The organism is Paenibacillus glycanilyticus (assembly GCF_051200795.1).
Classification (GTDB): domain Bacteria; phylum Bacillota; class Bacilli; order Paenibacillales; family Paenibacillaceae; genus Pristimantibacillus; species Pristimantibacillus glycanilyticus.
Map to the genome: position 1 here is coordinate 4,345,606 of NZ_CP195155.1, position 19,896 is coordinate 4,365,501.

At 53.5% G+C, this 19,896-nt stretch carries 16 protein-coding genes; 5 read left to right on the forward strand and 11 right to left on the reverse strand.

From position 1 onward, the window contains the following. Nucleotides 1-41: 41 nt before the first annotated feature. Nucleotides 42-893 (forward strand): helix-turn-helix transcriptional regulator, encoded by an 852-nt coding sequence (locus ACR9FF_RS19945; RefSeq protein ID WP_435164046.1) that lies wholly within the window; start codon nt 42-44, stop codon nt 891-893. On the opposite strand, the gene ACR9FF_RS19950 is transcribed toward ACR9FF_RS19945, so the two are convergent. Then, the gene (locus ACR9FF_RS19950; protein WP_435164049.1) at nt 877-1,647 is read right to left on the reverse strand and encodes an anti-sigma factor domain-containing protein; all 771 of its coding nucleotides are present in this window, start codon (nt 1,645-1,647) and stop codon (nt 877-879) included. The genes ACR9FF_RS19945 and ACR9FF_RS19950 overlap by 17 nt on opposite strands. After that, entirely contained in the window at nt 1,644-2,228 is a 585-nt protein-coding gene (locus tag ACR9FF_RS19955; RefSeq protein WP_435164052.1) for a sigma-70 family RNA polymerase sigma factor, read from the reverse strand. The genes ACR9FF_RS19950 and ACR9FF_RS19955 overlap by 4 nt, the downstream gene beginning before the upstream one ends. A 181-nt stretch (nt 2,229-2,409) precedes the next feature. On the opposite strand from ACR9FF_RS19955, the gene ACR9FF_RS19960 reads away from it, so the two are divergent. Genes ACR9FF_RS19960 through ACR9FF_RS19970 form a run of 3 tightly spaced genes read left to right on the forward strand, consistent with a single transcriptional unit; the run spans nt 2,410 to nt 5,613 of the window. Then, nucleotides 2,410-3,576 (forward strand): COG1470 family protein, encoded by a 1,167-nt coding sequence (locus ACR9FF_RS19960; protein WP_435164055.1) that lies wholly within the window; start codon nt 2,410-2,412, stop codon nt 3,574-3,576. 2 nt (nt 3,577-3,578) lie between these two features. Further along, a complete protein-coding gene (locus tag ACR9FF_RS19965) occupies nt 3,579-4,589 on the forward strand; it encodes an ABC transporter ATP-binding protein (protein WP_435164058.1) in 1,011 nt (336 codons plus the stop codon). After that, nucleotides 4,564-5,613: an ABC transporter permease gene (locus tag ACR9FF_RS19970; protein ID WP_248762661.1), complete on the forward strand. Its 1,050-nt coding sequence runs from the start codon at nt 4,564-4,566 to the stop codon at nt 5,611-5,613. The genes ACR9FF_RS19965 and ACR9FF_RS19970 overlap by 26 nt, the downstream gene beginning before the upstream one ends. A gap of 29 nt (nt 5,614-5,642) precedes the next feature. Here ACR9FF_RS19970 and ACR9FF_RS19975 read toward each other — a convergent pair whose 3' ends face one another. The 9 genes from ACR9FF_RS19975 to ACR9FF_RS20015 all read right to left on the reverse strand — a co-directional run bounded on the left by ACR9FF_RS19975 (nt 5,643) and on the right by ACR9FF_RS20015 (nt 18,768). Further along, on the reverse strand, nt 5,643-6,026 hold the full coding sequence (locus tag ACR9FF_RS19975; RefSeq protein WP_435164062.1) for a hypothetical protein: 384 nt from the start codon (nt 6,024-6,026) through the stop codon (nt 5,643-5,645). A 25-nt stretch (nt 6,027-6,051) separates the two neighbouring features. Beyond that, a complete protein-coding gene (locus ACR9FF_RS19980; RefSeq protein WP_127497181.1) occupies nt 6,052-7,680 on the reverse strand; it encodes a response regulator in 1,629 nt (542 codons plus the stop codon). Nucleotides 7,681-7,695: 15 nt separating this feature from the next. Continuing rightward, nucleotides 7,696-9,486 carry a cache domain-containing sensor histidine kinase gene (locus ACR9FF_RS19985; protein ID WP_244935734.1) on the reverse strand — a complete coding sequence of 597 codons (1,791 nt, stop codon included), beginning with the start codon at nt 9,484-9,486 and terminating at the stop codon, nt 7,696-7,698. A 12-nt stretch (nt 9,487-9,498) separates the two neighbouring features. Next, entirely contained in the window at nt 9,499-10,806 is a 1,308-nt protein-coding gene (locus tag ACR9FF_RS19990; RefSeq protein WP_127497183.1) for an ABC transporter substrate-binding protein, read from the reverse strand. Nucleotides 10,807-10,890: 84 nt separating this feature from the next. Beyond that, on the reverse strand, nt 10,891-12,630 hold the full coding sequence (locus ACR9FF_RS19995) for a family 43 glycosylhydrolase (RefSeq protein WP_435164067.1): 1,740 nt from the start codon (nt 12,628-12,630) through the stop codon (nt 10,891-10,893). After that, the gene (locus ACR9FF_RS20000; RefSeq protein WP_127497188.1) at nt 12,627-13,451 is read right to left on the reverse strand and encodes a carbohydrate ABC transporter permease; all 825 of its coding nucleotides are present in this window, start codon (nt 13,449-13,451) and stop codon (nt 12,627-12,629) included. Before ACR9FF_RS20000 ends, ACR9FF_RS19995 begins: the two co-directional genes overlap by 4 nt. A 4-nt stretch (nt 13,452-13,455) precedes the next feature. Further along, nucleotides 13,456-14,349, reverse strand: coding sequence for a carbohydrate ABC transporter permease (locus ACR9FF_RS20005; RefSeq protein ID WP_127497190.1), 894 nt, complete (start codon nt 14,347-14,349; stop codon nt 13,456-13,458). A gap of 79 nt (nt 14,350-14,428) precedes the next feature. Further along, nucleotides 14,429-15,757 (reverse strand): ABC transporter substrate-binding protein, encoded by a 1,329-nt coding sequence (locus tag ACR9FF_RS20010; protein ID WP_435164074.1) that lies wholly within the window; start codon nt 15,755-15,757, stop codon nt 14,429-14,431. 1,250 nt (nt 15,758-17,007) lie between these two features. Then, nucleotides 17,008-18,768 carry a glycoside hydrolase family 2 protein gene (locus ACR9FF_RS20015; RefSeq protein WP_435164077.1) on the reverse strand — a complete coding sequence of 587 codons (1,761 nt, stop codon included), beginning with the start codon at nt 18,766-18,768 and terminating at the stop codon, nt 17,008-17,010. A 163-nt stretch (nt 18,769-18,931) separates the two neighbouring features. Between ACR9FF_RS20015 and ACR9FF_RS20020 the strand changes: the two genes are divergently transcribed. Beyond that, nucleotides 18,932-19,864 (forward strand): ArsR/SmtB family transcription factor, encoded by a 933-nt coding sequence (locus ACR9FF_RS20020; protein WP_317980059.1) that lies wholly within the window; start codon nt 18,932-18,934, stop codon nt 19,862-19,864. Nucleotides 19,865-19,896 lie beyond the last annotated feature (32 nt).

The following is a 19,896-nucleotide window of genomic DNA, read 5'->3' on the forward strand; positions in this document are numbered from 1 at the left end:
TAAGCAGTTCATAACGGGAAGAAGGAAGAAGGTTCCGAAGCATGGATGACTCGGTAAGATTAAAAGAGCTTGCGCAGTTTCTGAAGACGCGGAGAGCCCGCCTGTCTCCGGAGCAAGCCGGATTGCCGGCCAGCGGGCGAAGGCGGACACCCGGGCTAAGACGTGGGGAAGTAGCTATGCTGTCAGGCGTAAGCGTGGACTGGTATACATGGCTGGAGCAGGCCCGGCCGATACAGGTGTCCGCTCAAGTACTGGATTGCATCAGCCGCGCGCTCCAGCTGGATGCCGACGAACGGAAGCATTTGTTCCTGCTGGCGATTCAGCAGGTTCCGGCTGACCCGTCCTTGGACGAGAACGGGATCGGCGGCAATTTGCAAAGCTTCCTGGATAAGCAAGGCACAAGTCCGGCCTTTATAACCGATCAACGACTGATTATCCGAGCATGGAATAAAGCCGCAGATCTCCTATACGGCCCCTTCGAATCCATGTCGGAACGGGAACGCAACACCATATGGCGTTCTTTCCATTTGCCCGGCGTCCGGGAGCTCCTGAAGGAGAATTGGGAGAAGCATGCGCGGCACAGGCTTGCCCAATTCCGTGCCGGTTACGCCAAATTCCCGGGCGACGCCTGGTGGCTGGAGATGATTGACGAGCTGCAGCGAACAAGCGACGAATTCCGGGAATGGTGGCCGCAGCATGACGTGCTGAACGGACCGGAAGGAAAAAAAATCAATTATCATCCGAAAGCCGGAACTCTCGAGTTTAACCAGCTTTCCTTTATCGTATCGGACTCCCCCCACTTTACCGTCACCGTTAACCTCCCGGCTGATGAACAGACCGTCTCCAAGATGGAGCAGCTATTACTCGATTCCGATGCTAATGCCCCATCTTAAACAAGAATGCATCCGGCGAGGTTGGCTCCACGCTGCCGCCGGATGGTTCGATCGTAAGCGCAAGCTGGCTTGCGTTCACCAATGCTCCGGCTTTCACATAAAGATGCGCATGCTTCTTCTCCGACTGCTCGAGCAAACCCAGATTGACGCGGTTGCCGCCTTCCAGCGCCCATGCCTGGATGTCGTAATCGCGGCTCGACAACATGCCGTCCAGCAGCACCAGCATTTCGCCGGAGTCGCTGTTAAACCAGATATACCCTTCCCCAAGTTCGTTGTTAAACGGATGGACTTTATAGCCGGCCGTCTCGGGCGCATTTATAAAGTCCAATGCTTCCGGCTCGTGCGCGGCGACGTAATCATTGCGTTGATCAACCGGCTGCCGGATGCTTCCGTAGAGCGAGGCAGCACAGACGACTACGATGACACCGGAGACTAGCGCAGCCGTCCATTTGCTGCGGGACGTCCAGCCGGTCCGAAGCCGTTTCATTATACCGCGCCGACGAACATGCGATCTCAAGCTCCTGCGGATCCGGTCCGGCGGAAGCGCGTCTTCCGCGGCTTCGGAGACTCCTTCATGTGCGGCGGCAGGCGCAAGAATAGACTGCCATTCCGATGCTTTTTCCCGGCAGGCGGAGCATTGCTTCAAATGATCAGCCATCTCGGCGTAAAGCACGCCAGGCAGCTTCCCGAGCAGCCAGTCAATCCATTGTTCTTCGCTAAATCCGACTCTGCATTCTTCCGGCCTTCCGCTCATCTCCGTCCCTCCTCTACTCCGGTATTCCGGTCGCTATCCCTTCGCTCCAGATGCTTCCGCATATTGTTTAATCCGTATCTCACCCAGGACTTCACGGTGCCAAGCGGAACGTTCCAGGCATCTGACAACTCCTTCTGCGTATGCGGGCTGTAATAGCTGTATGCGACAGCATCCCTTTGATTGCGAGGCAGCTTCTTAAGCGCTTCGCTTAATTCCTCCAGCTCCAAATGCCGCAGGGCAATCTCCTCCGAGCTTCTGCTGCTAGCGGCGTCTTGCCCAAGCTGCTTTCCCTTCTCGGCGATCCGTTTGGCTCTGCGCAGACGGTCCAGACAGCGGCTCCTGGTCATCACCGCCAGCCACGCCTCTATCGATCCGCGCCCGGGATTATAATCCTTCCCCCGCCTCAGTACTTCAAGAAACACATCGTGGCAAACATCCTCCGCCTCCATCCGTTCTCCCAGCATACGCAGCGCAACTTGCATGACAAGCGGTGCATATCGGGCATAAAACCGGTCAAAGGCATCAACCTCGCCTTCGCACATACCGCGAAGAACCTCGCTCATATCCTCCAAGCGGCTCATCGCCATTCCTCCCCCGCTAACCGGATCAACCTCATCTACCTAACGTTGTACCAGAATTTTCGCCGGAGGGAAAATAAATTTTTTTTCAGGTTCGTAAATCCAATCTCCGTTCTCAATCGTACCGATTACGTACGCTTCAAGGCGATGAAGTCCAAATTTCCAAGCTACAGGAGGGGATCGCATGCTTCAAGCATGCCGCAAAAAAAGCGCTAAATATTTGCTTGCGCTAGGAATGACATTAGGGGCCGTCTCATTGGGAGCAGGCGCAATGCCGGTCTCGGCAGCAGCGGCGGTAGAGCTGTACACGCCGTATCTTCAATTGTCCGCACCGCCGGGGGATTCGATTGCTTATTCGGTGGATATTATCAACCACGGCTCGTCTACCCAGACGGTGGATCTTGGTTTCGACGAGAAGGGCAACAAGTGGGATTACGAGCTCACGGCAGGAGGGCGTACCGTCAGCAGGATCGCGGTTAAGCCCGGTGAATCCCAGACGGTAAACCTGCAGCTCGATGTTCCGCTCGAAATTAACAAAGGCGTATACCAGTTTCAAATGAATGCGGACGGAAGCGTACTTCCCCTTGCGGTTCAGGTCTCCGAGCAAGGTACCTTCCGGACCGAGCTAACGACGGATCAACCCAATATGCAGGGGCATTCGGATTCTACGTTTACCTTCAGCGCAACGCTTCGCAACCGCACGGCCGAAAAACAAACCTACGCGCTTGCCGCCCAAGCCGCTGCCGGCTGGGATGTGACGTTCAGCGACGGAAGCAACAGCGTAACCTCGGTCGAGGTTGACGCCAACGGCCAGAAGACGATTACGATTAGCGCAAAACCGCCTCAATCGGTTCAGGCCGGTACTTATGACATCCCTATATCGGCTTCCAACAACTCTACAAACGGCAGCACAACGGTAGAAGCCGTGGTAACCGGCACTTACGACCTGGCATTAAGCACTCCTAACGATCTATTAAGCACAAAGGTGACCGCCGGCTCCACGCGCAAGCTTGACCTTGTCGTCACGAACAAAGGATCGGCGGAGCTTAAGCAAGTGGCCATGACCGCGGAAAGCCCAACCGACTGGGAGGTCACCTTCGAGCCTTCGACCATTGCTTCCATCAAGCCGGGAGAAACCGCCCATGTTCAAGCCACCATAAAAGCGGATAAAAAAGCACTCGCAGGCGACTACGTGGTGAACGTGAATGCTGCTGCCCCGGAAAAATCCGCCGACGCGCAATTCCGCGTCGCGGTGAAATCCTCGGTCCTCTGGGGCTGGATCGGCATTGTCATTATTCTGGCTGTTATCGCGGCGATCTACGGCTTATTCCGTAAATTCGGGAGGCGGTAACGATGGAGTCATTCGCCCAGGCACCGATTATCGAAATGTCCCGGCTGACGAAAAAATACGGCGAGCAAACTGCCGTGAGCCAGCTGGATCTGACGATTCACAGAGGGGAAGTATACGGGCTTCTCGGCCCCAATGGCGCGGGCAAAACAACAACCATTCTGATGATGCTGGGGCTGACGGAGCCAAGCTCCGGCAAGGTCAGGGTATGCGGGCTTGATCCGGCAAGGCAGCCGCTTGAGGTAAAACGAAGAGTCGGCTACATGCCGGATGATGTAGGCTTTTATGAAGACCGCACGGCGCTTGACAATTTGCTTCTAACGGCGAGACTAAACGGCATTCCTATCCAGGATGCCAGGATTCAGGCACTGGAGCTGCTTGAGCGGGTTGGCCTTCAGCATACGCTGACCAAGAGGGTTGGCGCTTTCTCGAGAGGGATGCGGCAAAGGCTTGGCATTGCCGACGTGCTGATCAAGAAGCCGGAAATTATTATTCTCGACGAGCCAACGCTTGGCATTGACCCGGAAGGGGTACGCGAGCTGCTGGAGCTGATTGAACAATTAAGCCGGAACGAAGGACTCACCGTCCTGCTGTCCTCCCATCATCTTCATCAGGTTCAGCAAATATGCGACCGGGTAGGCTTGTTCGTTCAAGGCAAGCTGATTGCTTCGGGCAACATCGAATCCCTGGCAAAACAGCTGGACGATGACGGCAGCGTCACGGTCGAGCTGTCCGCAGCCCCGTGGTCCAAAGAACTGGATGAACGCCTCTCCGTGCTGGATGGTCTTCTTACCTACAAAGGTCCTGATGTTTCGGATCATGCTTATAGCAGCGTTCTGCCATTGGACGCCGTAATCACGGGCACGCGCGATCTAACCTCGGAGGCGGCCCGAACCGTGCTGGACTGCGGGGCATCCTTGTTCGGCATTCGCCGCAAGCAATACGGTCTCGATGATATTTATCACCGTTATTTCGAAGGAGGGGGACAGCTTGAACGCAGCAACGGCATTCAATAACGGCTTTTGGAAAAAGCTTACCAGCCGATTAATAAACAGCCGCCCGGATCAAACGCCTGAAAGCGGAAGCCGCAACTACTCTCCCTTCTGGGTGCTGGTCCAGAAGGAATTTGGCGATCATCTGCGGAGCTGGCGCTTTACCATTCTGATCGGCATTATTACGCTGGCTTGCATTGGCTCCATCTATGCCGCAGTGACCGCTATTCAAGCGGGCGTCAAATCGCAGCAGACCGATACCTCCTTTTTGTTCCTGCAAATGTTCACCGCTTCGGACGGCTCGCTGCCGACTTTCGTCACCTTTGTCTCGTTTCTGGGGCCGTTGATTGGTATCGCTCTCGGCTTTGATGCCGTCAATACGGAGCGCAGCAAAGGAACGCTAAGCAGGCTGCTCTCGCAGCCTTTATACCGGGATGATTTTATTCTGGCGAAATTCACGGCATCGCTGCTGTTGATCTCTGTGGTTCTGTTCTCTCTTGGGCTGCTTGTCATGGGACTTGGCCTGTTTGTTATCGGTTACCCGCCAACACCGGAGGAAGTGCTTCGCGTCCTTTGCTTCCTCGTCGTAGCCGTTGTGTATGTCGGGTTCTGGCTGAGCCTTTCGATTATCTTCTCGATCCGTTTCAGACAGACGGCTACATCCGCGTTATCGGGTATTGCGCTTTGGATCTTCTTCTCGGTGTTCTACAGCATGATTATCGGACTGATTGACAAAGCGACTGCGCCTGCCGATTCGGCCGGTATCGGAGAGCAGATTAGCCATTTTAACTGGATGCTTCTGCTTAACCGGATCTCGCCTTCGTATTTGTTCTCGGAGGCAACCAGCACGCTGCTAATGCCTGGCGTAAGGTCGCTTGGCCCGCTGACAACCGAGCAGGTTGTCGGGGCGATAGCAAGTCCTCTGCCCCTAACGCAAAGCATTCTGCTGTCCTGGCCGCAGCTTATTTGTATGATTGCCGAGACGGCAATCTGCTTTGCTATCTCTTATGTGCTGTTTATGCGCCAGGAAATCCGTTCGCGGGCATAACGAGACCGCATAAACATAAAAAAGCTTTCCTACGCTCTATTAATAGAAGCGTTGGGAAAGCTTTTTTTCCTTATTCGCTGGGATACTGCTCCAAAATCTCGCCCGTCTGTGAACGCGCAAGGATAACGGTATCCGGCCCCTCTTCTTGCTCCGATAAATAGAACCAGAACCTTTCGCCAGCCCCGTACTCGATGATTCGGCAAGGACCATCCAAACTTATGTTCCTTGGGCTCCGCTGAAGTAGAACCGCCAGTAAAATGCCAGCCGAATATAGTCTTCTTCAATCGCGCGATTCCGAAATACTGCGGATTGGTACCCCATTCATAAAATGCGATGGCGTTCTTCTTCCCCAGCTTTTCAATATGAGCAATCCTTGCCATCGGCTGGTCCAGGGAAAGCGCGGCTTTTTCCATCCCTTGTTCACCGCTTTAATTTATTCTAAACCTTCACCGATCTGGCTTGTTCCCTATAGTCAATGGGGGCAAAGCCCGTAACGTTTTTGAATACCCGGTTAAAATGGCGGATATTCCCGAAGCCCGTACTCTCGGCAATCATCGTTACCTTTTCGTTGGAGGAGACCAGTCGCCTTTTCGCTTCGGAAACTCTAAGCTCCGTCCAGTACTCGACTAACGAGCTCCCGGTCCGCTGCTTGAACAACGTCGACAGGTAGGCCGGGTTCAGATAAACCTTCTCCGCGACTTGCGTCAGCGATAAAGGCTCGTGATAATGCTGGTTCACGTACCGTATGACCTTTTCGATGGGATCTTGGTCGAAGTTTTTCTGCCCGTTCGAGATACATGCGGCCAGCTTCTCCAGATAAGCGCAGCAGCACTCGATCAGCTCCGTGCGGGAAGTGAGGGAACAAATCTCCAGCAGCACCGCCTGAATCGTGCGATCGCCCAGCCAGCTTTGCGTTAGCTCCAGCTTCTCCGCTTCCTCATACCCGTGAATCAGGAGCTTGCAAATCTGCTGGTGAATCACTTCCGGACTTCTCGCCTGCGAGCAGAGGGCCGTTACGAACGAAGCCGCGTATTGTCTTGTCCGCTCCGGCTTGCCTTCCTGAATCGACGACTCGAGAAGCTCAAGCGGAAGCTCAAGCAGCGAGCTCCAAGCCATCTCCTCTTCGCCTTCCTTCATCCTCGAATAGCTGATCACGCGGTCGCCGCCCACGATTAAACGGTGCAGCTGGGCAATCTTCGCCTCCTGGAACGATTGCGGAATTTCCTTGATTCCTCCCACGGTTCTGCCCAGTCCAATCGTTACGGTTAATCTCGACAGGGAGATCATGCGCTTGCGAATGGTTTCCGACAACGCAAGCAGCGGCTCTCCTGTCCCTGGCTGACCGGGCAGATTAACAAGCGCGACAACCTCAGTCTCGGATAGAATAAACGAGAAACCTTTGGCACGCTGGTCCAAAAGCTCTTGGACGATCTGTTGAATATACAGCTGGAACAAGCTTGGGTCCGCTTTCTCGTACCGCTCCTTGTCGAGCAGATCTTTATCCAGCTTGATAATCATGCAGGCAAAACACGGCTCCTGGAAAGTAACGCCGATTCTCGCCAGCAAGGCCAGATCCGTCTCGTTCACGTAGCCCTTCAGCAGCCCTGCCACCAGATGCTCGCTCACATGCTGGCGGATGATCCGCGCATCGGCCGGCTCCGACGTATACAGCTCGGTTACCTGCTGCCGGGACCTGGCAAGCTCCGTCTCCAGCTTCCCCAGCGTCCTGAACAGCTCCTCCCGCTCCACGGGCTTCATCAGATAATCCCTGACTCCATGGCGGAGCGATTGCTGCAAATACGTAAATTCGTCAAAGCCGCTAAGAACGATAACAAGCAGCTTCGGAAACCGCTCCTTCGCGATTTGAATCAGCTGCAGCCCGTCCATCCGGGGCATCCGGATATCCGTTAATAACACGTCGGGCTTGAGGCTCTCCACCATTTCCAGAGCTTCGTACCCGTCCTTCGCTTCGCCCGCAACCTCCCAGCTGCCGGAAGAGGACTCAATGATTTTACGAAGTCCCCTGCGGAATATCGCCTCATCGTCGACAATCAGAATGTTTGGCATGTGCCAGTCTCCTCCCTATCCCGTCATGGAAAAAGCGATTGGCATCGTTAAGATGACCTTTAACCCTTGGAACGGCATGCTCTCCAGCTGCAGGCCGTATTGCTCGCCGTAATGAAGACGAATTCTGCGGTGAACGTTCATGAGGCCATTGCCGGAGGTGCCTCCCAGGTCATGGATTTTATCCAATCGCTTGCGCATCGCGCTTAGCTGCTCGCTGGTCATGCCTATGCCGTCGTCTTCAATGACGATCGTCAGCAACCCCTGATCCTGATAGCAGGACAATTGAATCCTTCCTTCGCCAATCCCTTTATCGAGCCCGTGATTAATGGCATTTTCTACGATTGGCTGAATCATAAGCGGAATAACCGGACAGCCGTGCAACGATTCATCCACCTCAAGGCGAAAATCAATCCGGTCGTCGTAACGCATCTTCTGAATCGTCATATACCCTTTTACATGATCCAGCTCATCGCGCAGCGTTACGGTTTCCTTGCGCCCGCTTAACGAATACCGAAGCAGGCGGCTTAAATTATTCGTCATCGTAACCACTTCCCTATTGCCCTCCACCTCGGCGTACATGGAGATCGAACCAAGCGTGTTGTATAGAAAATGCGGATTAATCTTGCTCTGGAGCGCGGCGATCTCGGCATCCTTTTCCCTGATTTCCGTCTCGTACAGCCGGTATCCGAGCTCGCTTAGATGAGACACCATCATGTTAAAGGCATTGCCCAGCTGGCCAACCTCGTCCCATTGCCGGACGGGGAATGATACCTTCAGATCGCCTCTCTCCACCTTGCGCATAAGCGACCGAAGCATCCGGAGCGGACTCGTAATTCTGAACGCGATAAAAACTGACAGCAACACGGCAAGTCCGATACAAATGCCGCCGATCAATATAATCGAGTTGCGGACCACGAAACTGTCCTTCATCAGCACCGATACCGGTACGACGCCAACGGTGGTCCAGCCCGTTACCTCCGAGCTGACATGGGCGACAAGCAGGCTTTTTCCGTCCACCTTATGATGGGAGACGCCCTCGTCCGACAAGCCTTCGATAACCGGATAAATCGCCGTTTTCTCCTTGCGCAGCACCAGATCTCCGGCACTGTCCGTCATATACAGCGATTCCTTGCTCCCCAGACTGACCTGAGACAGCAGCTTGCGCACTTCCGCGGGATCGATGTCAATCACGATATAACCAAGCGTATCTCCGCTGTCGAAGCTCCTCAGCTCGCGGGCAATCGAGAACACCTGATAAGCCGTCCCGCTTGTCGACTTAACTTCATGGGTCGTTATAAAAGTCGGCTGGCCGAAGCGGCCCTTAGCCTTCTCCAGCCATTCGGTGTTGCCGCCAAGCTGATACGTCGTCATGTATTGGCTTTCCGGCAGCACGACATAAGAGGCGCCATGCTCGCCGAACAAGGAAATGCCCATAATATCGACGCGTCCGTTCAGAAATACTTTGGAGACAAAGTTGTTCAAATCGTCGATTTCCTGCAGGGACAAGGCTTCGCCGGGCTTCCTGGACGTTGCGAGAAAATCCAGAATCTCCTGATATTGATACGGCATCAGCGACAGCCGGTTCAGCTCATTCATATACGTATCGATATTCAGCGTCACCTGCTTCAGCATCTGAAGCTGATACTTACCGACCTGCTCCTCCATCTTGGAGGCAAAGATCGAGAAGGATAACGCACCGATCACTCCCAGCGGTACTACGATAAGAAGCACGTAAACGAGAATAAGCTTGCGGGCAAGCGCCAGATTTTTGAACCATTGCTGTATGCGCCCATAGATTATCATCATCGCTCACCCCGCTTACTTCGACAGCTCAAGATTGATTTGCTTTTCGGTTGCCTGGAGTGCCTGCTCCGGTGTCTGCTGACCGTAGATCATCCGTTCGAACTGCCGGATAATGACTTCGATAAAGCTATGCTGCTTCGTATGCTTCGGCCAGAAGGCGACGGAATTGGCGGCGGCCGCATAATCGCTGCGGTAATCCAGCGATAGGAACGCATCCGAATCCATCACCGCGCTGGCGCTTGGAACATGACCCGCTTCCGCCCATTTGGCGCCATGCTCGGCCAGCCATTTCATGAACAGCATCGCCGCATCCCGCTTTTCCTGCGACATATCATGCTGCGACGGAATCGCCAGCGTATGGGAATCCGCCCAGGCTGCGGGCTTATCATAGATCGTTGGCAGCGGCACAACGCCAAAGTTCAGGGCATCGTTTTTCTCAAGCGCGCCGGTTGCCCATACGCCCGTAATGAGAACTGCTGCTTTACCCTCATTAAATAGCTTGAAGGAATCCGGTATATTAGGGGGTATAAGCTTGCTCTTATACAGTTCCTCTACATAGTTCAGCGCCTTCAGGGCAGCCGGGTTGTTAAGCACGGCCTTTGTGCCTTGCGCGTTATAGAACTTCCCGCCGCCTTGAATCTGGTTATACAGACTCCACCACAACCATACGGCGTCGATCCGGGTGCTTGGCTGGGCAAGCGGAGCGACATCGTTTGGGATGGACTGCTTGATTTGCTGTAAGAAATGGTTAAAGCCGGCTTCCCCGCCTTGAAGCACCGGCTTGCCCTGCGCGTCAAGAACACCGGCTTGCTCCAGAAATGTCTTGTTGTAATACATGACAAGCATATGGGTATCCAGCGGTACGGCATAAGGCTTACCTTGGAAAGAGACCGCCTTCATCCCGGCTTTGTTATATACGTTCCAATCCAGACCCGCTTCTTGCGCCGGGCCGGATAAATCTTCAATGTAACCGTTCTGTACGAATTGAGGCAGGGAGCTTGCGTGAATAATGGCCACATCCGGCGCATTGCCGGATAATATGGCCGTCCGCAGCCGCGAATAATAGTCGTCCAGCCTGGAATTCATCTGGACGACTTGAATGTCTTCGTGCTCTTTATTAAACTGATCGACCATCTCGGTCATAAACAAGTTATCTCCCCCGCTAAAGGGAGTCCAATAATTAAGTTGGATAGCGGATGCTTTAGGCTCGGCGGATGCCGAGGCGTCGTTATGGTTTTGGCTGCAGCCAGTCAAGGTAAGGCTTGCCGCGATGATGATGCTTAAGCCTGCTGTAAGATAAGAACGAAAGGACAAGCCTCTCATGACCAGCGCCTCCTAAAAAGAATGGTGTGATGCAAGTTATGTTAGTAGAATTGCTGATCAATTCTTGCTTCGTAAGCGTAATCGCTATTGCACGGAACTTCTCAAGATGTCCATATAATCGATATGCACTTCTGCTGTCGCATTCTCAAGTATAATGGCGTTCTTGCCCGCCTTCAATTGCAAGATGACCGATTGAATCTGGTAATTGTTGCGTTTTCCGTTTGGAAAAACAACCCTTTTCGCTTTGCTGCCGCTGTCTACGCGAACTTGAAGCTCCGCGTTATCGCCGGAGGTGTTAGCGCCAGCTAGCCTAATCTCATAAGCTCCGCTTACCGGCACTTGAATGTTGGCAAAACGCAAACCCTCTCCTTCACCCGGCGTAATCACGGCTTTGCCTCCCGCTGACGAGAACAAATTCTCCTCCGCTTCGCCTTGCGCTCCCGCAGCTGCATACTCCGCTTCATATCTCGGGAGCTCAATGGCCTCAATCCTGCCTTGCCCTCCGGCAATCGAGATATGAACCTCATTCATGCCTGCCGCAAGCGAAACGTCGGCATAAGCGTAACCCGTCCCATCCGTTTCGGGAAGCACAACATCAACGGTTTGTTCACCATTAACGCTAACGCTTGCTTGAAGCTTTTCGCCCGTATCATTCCGATAATGAATAAGAAGAGGTGCCGTAGTATGAATAGTAGAAGGAATCAGGTCAAAGCTTACGTCCGCAGAGGCAGCCGCCGCCTTGAAGACCCCCATGCCCGCAGGAACCTCAATGGCTGTATCCAAACTTAACGGCTTTCCGATCTGCAAATTTCCCGCTTCATCCCATGCCAGCTTCTGCGCGCGAGCCTTCCGGTTGCCCCAGCCGTCCGTCGGAGCGGTTGTCGCGTGATAAACGATCCATTGCTCCGTACCGTCGGGTGAAGTTACGAAGGAATTATGTCCCGGACCGTAAACGCCGGCGTCCTCGTCCATCTTCAGGATCGGCTCCTGCGCTTTTGTCCAGTTCGAAGCCACCAGCGGATCCGCGCCCTCCTTCAGCGACAGCATGCCAAGCGCGTAAAACGGTGTCCAGCTGCCAGCCCCCGAATACACGATGTGAACCTGGCCATTATGATGGAGAATCGAATGTCCTTCATTAATATAAGGAGGGCCTCCGGCTTTCTCCCATTCCAGGTCGGGCTCGGATAAAAGGACGCGGGGGCCGCTGATGGTCAGCGGATCGCTCATCGGGGCGATGTACGTATTTTGCTGCAGGTTAATATCGCCTTCCCAGCCGGACCATACAAAATAAAGCTTGTCGTTCAGCTCCATCGCAAGTCCGTCGATCGCCCATTTATCGGTATCATCCTTCACCTGGCCTTTAAACGTATAGCTCCCCATCGGGTCATCGGTGTCCGCTTCCAGGACAAACATCCGGTGGTTCTCGTTCTGACCGTCGTCAGCGGCGAAATAGATGTACCATTTCCCCTGAATGAACTGGATTTCCGGTGCCCACAGCTCAGCCGAATAATTGGTTCCGATGTCCGGGTACCAGACCACCTTCCGCTCAGCCTGCTTGAAATCGATGGTGCGGGATTTCATGACCATGACATCCGCGCCGTTATGCGTAAACGTCATGTAATAGTAGCCATCCTTGTATACAACGGCGGGGTCGGGCGTATCGATCTCCGCCAGCGTATTTTTGAACGTGCCGCCATGGCCTTTGTAATCGGCTGCCATCCGGCCTGCATCGTTTGCATTATCTTTCATTGCCCACACTCCTATACCGGCCGCCGCAACCAGCAGCACCGCTGCCGTGAGGACAGCCCATCGTTTTGAATTCATTTCACACCTGCTTGCGTGATCGCTTTAACAAAGGAACGTTGACCGACAATAAAGATGATGAATACCGGCAGCGTCGCAATAACCGTCATCGACATCAGCTTGCCGTATGCCTGCGTATAGCTGCCTTGCGCCATCATCGCAATGCCGGCCGTAATCGTGCGCATCTCCGGCGAGGTTGTGGAATAAAGCGGCCATACGAAATCATTGTAAATGCCCATAAACGTAAAGATCGCGAGCGTAACCATAATGGATACCGAAGCAGGAAGCAGAATGCGGGAATAAATCTGCCATTTGTTTGCGCCGTCGATCCGCGCGGCCTCTTCGATCTCTTTCGGAAACGCCGTGAAGAACTGGAACAACAGGAATACGCCAAATGCGCCGGACGAATAAGGAAGGATAAGCGCCGCATACGTATTGATCCAGCCAAGCGCGTTAAATTCCATATACATCGGCAGGAACGTCAGGACGCCCGGAATCATCATGGAGCCGATAAACATGGGGAACATGAGCTTTTTAAACGGCAAATCCTGCAGACGGGCAAGCGCGTATGCCGCCATTGACGAGAAAAGCAGCACAATCGCCGTACCCGCGGCGCCAACGAACAAGGAGTTCGAAATCCAGCGCGTAATCGGAACGTTCATCAGATTGCCTTTTAACCCGTCCAGGTAATTCTCGAACGTTGGTTTCTTCGGAATCAGACTCATCTGACCGGCAAGAGCCTCAAAATCGTTCTTGAAGGAAGTCGACAACATCCAGATGAGCGGAAGCAGGAAAATAACCGCTATGATGACTGCAACGAGAACAAGTAATGTTTTTTTCATGCTTCTACTCCTTCCTTCCGTAAGCGATTTTGTACTGGACAGCCGACACGATAATAATGATAAGCGCCATCAGGATCGCCATCGCCGAAGCCGAACCAACCTGCTTGCCCTTAAACGCTTCGTCCAGCACGTTCATAAGCAGAACCTTGGTGCTGTCGCCGGGTCCGCCCCGCGTGAGGAGGAACGGCTGCGCATACACGTTAAACGAAGCAATCGTCGAAGTAATAATGATAAACAGCATAACCGGACGGATCGACGGCAGGGTGATGCTGACGAACCTTTTCCAGGCATTCGCGCCGTCAATCGAAGCCGCCTCGTAATAATCCTCCGGCACTTCATTCAGCGCATTGGTGAAAATAATCATATTAAAGCCAATCGTCCACCACAGCGTGGTCAATACGAGCGACACCCACACCCATGGCAGATCCGTCAGCCATGCAACCGGATCGATATGAAGCTTGGCCAGTAACCCGTTCAGGAAGCCCGCGTTCGTATCGAACATCATCAGCCAGATCACGGCCATTACCGAACCGGATATCGCGTATGGCATGAAGTAAAACGTACGGAACAGCCCGCGGATCCGCTTCGGCAGCTGATTCAGCAGCAAAGCGAGCGCAAGGCCAAGAACAACCAGCAGCGGAACCGAATACAGAACGAATTGCACCGTATTCCATAGACCGGTCGTAAATTGCTCGAACAAATAAGAGCCGGGCGTAAAGATTTTAACGTAGTTATCGAAGCCTACGAATTTATGCGTATCCGACAGCAGCTCGAAATTATGGAACGAGATGTAAATGCCGTATAAAATCGGGATCAGCAGAAAAGCGCAAAAGCTGAGCAGGTACGGCAGTACGAACAAGGTTGACGTTAAGCGGGATTGCAAAGAGCTCTTGACCATTACAGCTCCTCCATTCGGATTAAAGGTATAAACAGAGGGACGAAGAAGCTGGTTGTCAGCCTCTTCGTCCTGCCGTTGCTTATTTTTTCATCGCTTGTCTGGACTTCGTTACGGCATCGTCCATCGCTTTTTGAGCGTCCTTCTTGCCAAGCAGCGCGCTGCTCAGTTCGCCCCAGATCGGATCGGAGATCGTTCCCCAGTTCAGCACGTTTGGCGCGAATTGAACGTAATCGAACGATTTCGCCACGTTGCTTTGCATGTCGAGAGCTTTGAATTCCGCGCTTTCCAGCATTGGCTTGGAAGCCAGCGCTTGGCCGGAAGCCGCCCAATCCATCGAGTTGGTCGATACGTATTTCAGGAAGTCGCCGATGCCTTTCACGACGTTTGCGTCTGTTACGCCTTTAGGCAGTACGAAGTTATGGGAGCCTGCGTACACCGCTTGTTTTGCCTTGCCGATTTGCGGAACCGGAGCTACGCCGTAGTTGATGCCCGCTTCGTCGAATTGGCCTTTCATCCAAGGACCGTTAAATTGAATCGCGTTTTTGCCTTGCAGGAACAGCGTATTTTCTCCGTCCTGTTGAACGTTGCCCGGCGATACGCCTTTGTCTACGAGGCCGCGCATCCATTGCACCATTTCAACCGCTTCAGGCGAGTTGTAGGCTACATCCGTACCGTTCCACAGGTCGCCGCCATTTTGCCATACCAGCGTCGGGAAAATAAATTGCTGCGGCCAGAGCGTTGGAACCACATAGCCGTACACGCCCTTCGATTTGTCCGTCAGCTTCTCCACGTCGGCTTCGAATTCGGCACGGTTGGTTGGCGGAGCCGCAATCCCTGCTTTTTCGAACAAATCTTTATTGTAGTACATCACAAGCGGATGGATGTCGAGCGGAATGCCGTACCATTTGCCGTCGATTGTCTCGTAGTTCACCGGAGCTTCTACATAGTCCGCTTTATTAATCGAAGCTGCACCCGCCAGATCGTCCATCGGCTGAAGCTGGCCTTTGTTCACGTAAGTCGGAATTTGGTCAACGTGCATGATCGCCAGGTCCGGACGGTCTTTGCCCGCGCTCATTGCTACGTCAAGCAGCTTGTAGTATTCGCCGTTCGGCTGAATGACGAGCTTCACTTTGTACGTTTCTTGGGAAGAGTTGTATTTCTCTACAATCTTCTTCATGAACTCGCCGTCGGCACCGGAGAACGGTGTCCAGAACAGGATATCGGCTTTCTCCGCTTTCGCGTCTCCGCTATTTCCCGCAGCCGCGTTTGTGCCGCTGTTTGCCTGGTTGCTTGTTCCCGCGTCTTTGCCTCCGTTGTTGCTATTGCTGCTGTTGCTTCCGCAGCCTGCTGCCGCTACAAGGCTAAGTGCGATAAGCGAAGTACCCAAAAGCTTCATCGATTTCTTCATGTTCGCTTCCCCCTAGAATGTGTGTCGTTCTTTCTGATACTCATTCTAGCTGGCCGGGGATCACGCGCCCATGTCGCTTTTTTAGAAGGAATGGACATATTTTTAGATCGTTGCGAAAAAAATGTCCCCTCGCCTGAACGCAAAACCCCGGACAGCTGGGAGAATTTTCTCGTTCTGTCCGGGGTTTGTCAGTAAGCGGCGGATTCGCCGGTCTTTACGATGTGCGGCATCGTTAAGACCGCGAGCGCCCCGCTTTTGCGGGTCCTTTACGATGCGCCGCATCGTTAAGCCCGTTCTATAGTGGCTTTTTGGCCGGAAATCCGGCCTTTTCGCGGACCTTTACGATGTGCGTCATCGTTAAGCGTGCGAGCGCCTCGCTTTTGCGGGACCTTAACGATGCGCCGCATCGTTAAGCCCGCTCAATAGGGCCTTTTTGGCCGGAAATCCGGCCTTTTCGCGGACCTTAACGATGTGCGGCATCGTTAAGCGCGCGAACGCCCCGCTTTTATGGGACCTTAACGATGCGCCGCATCGTTAAGCCCGTTCAATAATGGCTTTTTGGCCGGAAATCCGGCCTTTTCGCGGACCTTAACGATGTGCGGCATCGTTAAGCACGCGAGCGCCTTGCTTTTGCGGGACCTTAACGATGCGCCGCATCGTTAAGCCAGCTCAATTGTGCCTTTTGGCCGGAATCTCGGCCATTTCGCGGACCTTAACGATGTACGGCATCGTTAAGCACGCGAGCACCTCGCTTTTGCGGGACCTTAACGATGCGCCGCATCGTTAAGCCCGTTCAATTGTGCCTTTTTGGCCAGAAATCCGGCCTTTTCGCAAATCTTTACGATGTGCGGCATCGTTAAGCACGCGAGCCCCTCGCTTTTGCGAGACCTTAACGATGCGCCGCATCGTTAAGCACGCTCAATAATGGCTTGTTGGCCGGAAATCCGGCCATTTCGCGGACCTTTACGATGTGCGGCATCGTTAAGCACGCGAGCACCTCGCTTTTGCGGGACCTTAACGATGTGCGGCATCGTTAAGCCCGTTCAATAATGGCTTGTTGGCCGGAAATCCGGCCATTTCGCGGACCTTAACGATGTGCGGCATCGTTAAGCACGCGAGCACCTCGCTTTTGCGAGACCTTAACGATGCGCCGCATCGTTAAGCCAGCTCAATTGTGCCTTTTGGCCGGAATCTCGGCCATTTCCTACGGAAACGGCCGATCACATCATCCAGCTGCCGCCGATGCCTGATTACTTGCCTTCGTTGATCGCTTTGATCAGCTCAAGCGGCACCTTCGGTTTGCGGTCGTACGTCAGCAGACCGTTAATCTCCTGCTCCACGTCCGTGAGCTGTGTATAGCAATAGCCTTGGACTACGCCGGAGAAGATAAGCGGCTGAATCACGTTGCGCAGGCGTTCAACAAAGTCCTCGTCGTTCGATGCGCCGGAGTAGCCCCAGCCTTCCCAATCGCTCTTCTTGTAGGCAATGCCGCCGAACTCGGTGACGATGATCGGTTGTCCGTCGTATTCGTAGCCCGCTACGCTAAGGCGGCGGTTAGCCGGCATAGCCGATACGGCTTTTTCCACGCTGCCGTAACGGTCTTCGAGCACTTCGCGTCTCCACTCGTAGTCATGGATGTTGTACAGGTCGGTTGCAACCATTTCCCAACCGTCATTGGAGATGACAAGGCGGGTCGGGTCAATCGACTTGGTCAGGTGGTACATCGCAAGCGCATGCTGCTGCTGACGAACGTCGACCTGAATGTTAGGCACACCCCAGCTTTCGTTCAGCGGTACCCATACCGCGATGCATGGATGGTTGAAGTCGCGGTCGATCGCTTCCTGCCATTCCTTCGTAATGCGGCGGACGTATTCTTCGGAATAGTCGCAAGCGTTCGCCATTTCGCCCCATACGATCAGCCCCAGCTTATCGCACCAGTACAGGAAGCGCGGGTCTTCGACCTTCTGATGCTTGCGCGCGCCGTTGAAGCCCATCTCCTTCATCAGCACCACATCCTGCTTGATCGCCTCATCCGATGGAGGCGTCAGGTTGCCGTCCGGGAAATAGCCTTGATCCAGAACAAGCTTGCTGTAGTAAGGACGGTTATTCAGATTAAACTTGCCGTTCTCGAGCGAGATTTTCCGCATGCCGAAGTAGCTTGTCACCCGGTCGACTTCCGTACCGTCAACGGACACCACGAATTCCGCGTCGTACAGATTTGGACGCTCCGGCCACCAGAACCGGTCCATGCCATGGTCGTTCAAGCCGCTTAGCTTAATCTTCCGGCTTTCTTCTCCCGCACGCACTTGATACGTATCTTCCGACACAACCTCTCCGGCAAAAGAAATCTTTACCGACAAGCTGACGTTCTTCGCGCCTTGCTCCAATCCGGCTACAAACGAACGAATCTGAATCTCATTGGTATCGATATCCGCCACGTATTTCACTTTGCGAAGATGAACCGGCGATACCGCCTCCATCCACACGGACTGCCAGATGCCCGTCGTACGGGTATACCAGATCGAACGGGATTTCTCTTCCCAGAACTGTTTGCCGCGCGGCAGGAATACATCCGTGCCGTGATCGACTGCTTTTACCACAAGCGTGTTGTCGCCGTCCGAACGCAAAGCATCCGTAACGTCAGCCTGGAAAGGCGTATGACCGCCTTCATGGGAAGCTACCAATTGGCCGTTCACCCATACATAGGCTTCGTAATCTACGGCGCCGAAATGAAGCACAACCCGTTTCCCTTGGAAGGACTTCGGAATCTCCAGCTTTCTGCGGTACCATACCACATCATGGAAATTCGGATCGCCAATGCCGCTTAATTCGCTCTCGAAGCTGAACGGCACCTGGATTCTTTTCGAAAAGCTCTTGCTGCCCGAATGCCAGCCCTCTTCCCCGCCTACGCGCGCATCGTCAAATTCAAATTCCCATTCCCCGTTCAGGCATTCCCATGCGTTACGGTTGAATTGAGGTCTAGGGTATTCGGCTCTTGGCAAGTTTGTCATCTGTTACGCCTCCATTAGTTAACCAGTTAGTTGTTATATTAACAAAACCATATGAATCTGTTGCCTATTTTATCGTCTGCCCTATTAACCGTCAACTAAAAAGTTGTTTTATTAACAATTAGGTTATATAATAGCCAAGACAACGGAAAGCGAGGAAACCGGCGTGCATATACAAGTCAGCACCAAATATATGACGATGCTCGAATGTTTTTCATCGGAGACGAGGGTGAAGATGATCGAGCTGCTTAATAACGGACCGATGAGTATCAAAGAGCTCGCGGAAACGTTAGGTTTGTCGTCGGCAATCGTAACGAAGCATATTCAGAAGATGGAGGAAGGCGGCCTGATCAAGACCGAAAGCCTGTCGGGAACCCGGGGGAGCCCCAAAATGTGCTCACTTGCTATCGACTCGCTTACCCTGCAGCTCCGCACTTCTTCTTCGGAAAAAGCATTGAATGAAGAAACCAAATATACGGTGGAAATCCCGATTGGCCAATATTCGGACTATGCGGTTAAGCCAACCTGCGGCCTTGCATCGGAGAGCAAGATTCTTGGGCTTGTGGATGATCCGAGGTACTTCTCCGATCCGGAACGAATGAATGCGTCGCATCTGTGGTTCGGCAGCGGTTATGTCGAATACCGGGTTCCGAATTACCTGCATGCCGGACAAGCGGCTTCCCAGCTGGACATCTCGCTTGAGCTCTGTTCGGAAGCCCCTTCGTACAACGAAAATTGGCCTTCCGATATCAGCTTTTACATCAATGACATTGAGGTTGGCGTATGGACTTGCCCAGGGGACTTCGGCAGCAAACGCGGGGCTCTGACGCCTTCCTGGTGGCAGCTTGGCACGCAAAACGGCCTGCTCAAAAGCTTGTCCGTTCAGGCGACCGGTACGTTCCTCGATGGCGTCAAGCTGTCCGAGGTCACTCTTGAGGATGTCGGGCTGAAGCTTGGCGAGGATTTCCGTTTCAAGCTCGCTTCTCTCGAGACGGCCCGCCATTGCGGCGGAATCAGCCTGTTCGGCAGACACTTCGGCAACTACAAGCAGGATATTATGGTCAATGTCTATTACAAGGATAAGATCAGAACTGAATAGTTGAAAAAAGCCGATCATAGGGAAATCCCGGT

Bases quoted from the DNA above. Each gene is read 5' to 3' on its own strand.
- ACR9FF_RS19945 (WP_435164046.1), top strand. From the start codon at position 42: ATGGATGACTCGGTAAGATTAAAAGAGCTTGCGCAGTTTCTGAAGACG.
- ACR9FF_RS19950 (WP_435164049.1), bottom strand. From the start codon at position 1,647: ATGAGCGGAAGGCCGGAAGAATGCAGAGTCGGATTTAGCGAAGAACAA.
- ACR9FF_RS19955 (WP_435164052.1), bottom strand. From the start codon at position 2,228: ATGAGCCGCTTGGAGGATATGAGCGAGGTTCTTCGCGGTATGTGCGAA.
- ACR9FF_RS19960 (WP_435164055.1), top strand. From the start codon at position 2,410: ATGCTTCAAGCATGCCGCAAAAAAAGCGCTAAATATTTGCTTGCGCTA.
- ACR9FF_RS19965 (WP_435164058.1), top strand. From the start codon at position 3,579: ATGGAGTCATTCGCCCAGGCACCGATTATCGAAATGTCCCGGCTGACG.
- ACR9FF_RS19975 (WP_435164062.1), bottom strand. From the start codon at position 6,026: ATGGAAAAAGCCGCGCTTTCCCTGGACCAGCCGATGGCAAGGATTGCT.
- ACR9FF_RS19980 (WP_127497181.1), bottom strand. From the start codon at position 7,680: ATGCCAAACATTCTGATTGTCGACGATGAGGCGATATTCCGCAGGGGA.
- ACR9FF_RS19985 (WP_244935734.1), bottom strand. From the start codon at position 9,486: ATGATGATAATCTATGGGCGCATACAGCAATGGTTCAAAAATCTGGCG.
- ACR9FF_RS19990 (WP_127497183.1), bottom strand. From the start codon at position 10,806: ATGAGAGGCTTGTCCTTTCGTTCTTATCTTACAGCAGGCTTAAGCATC.
- ACR9FF_RS19995 (WP_435164067.1), bottom strand. From the start codon at position 12,630: ATGAATTCAAAACGATGGGCTGTCCTCACGGCAGCGGTGCTGCTGGTT.
- ACR9FF_RS20000 (WP_127497188.1), bottom strand. From the start codon at position 13,451: ATGAAAAAAACATTACTTGTTCTCGTTGCAGTCATCATAGCGGTTATT.
- ACR9FF_RS20005 (WP_127497190.1), bottom strand. From the start codon at position 14,349: ATGGTCAAGAGCTCTTTGCAATCCCGCTTAACGTCAACCTTGTTCGTA.
- ACR9FF_RS20010 (WP_435164074.1), bottom strand. From the start codon at position 15,757: ATGAAGAAATCGATGAAGCTTTTGGGTACTTCGCTTATCGCACTTAGC.
- ACR9FF_RS20015 (WP_435164077.1), bottom strand. From the start codon at position 18,768: ATGACAAACTTGCCAAGAGCCGAATACCCTAGACCTCAATTCAACCGT.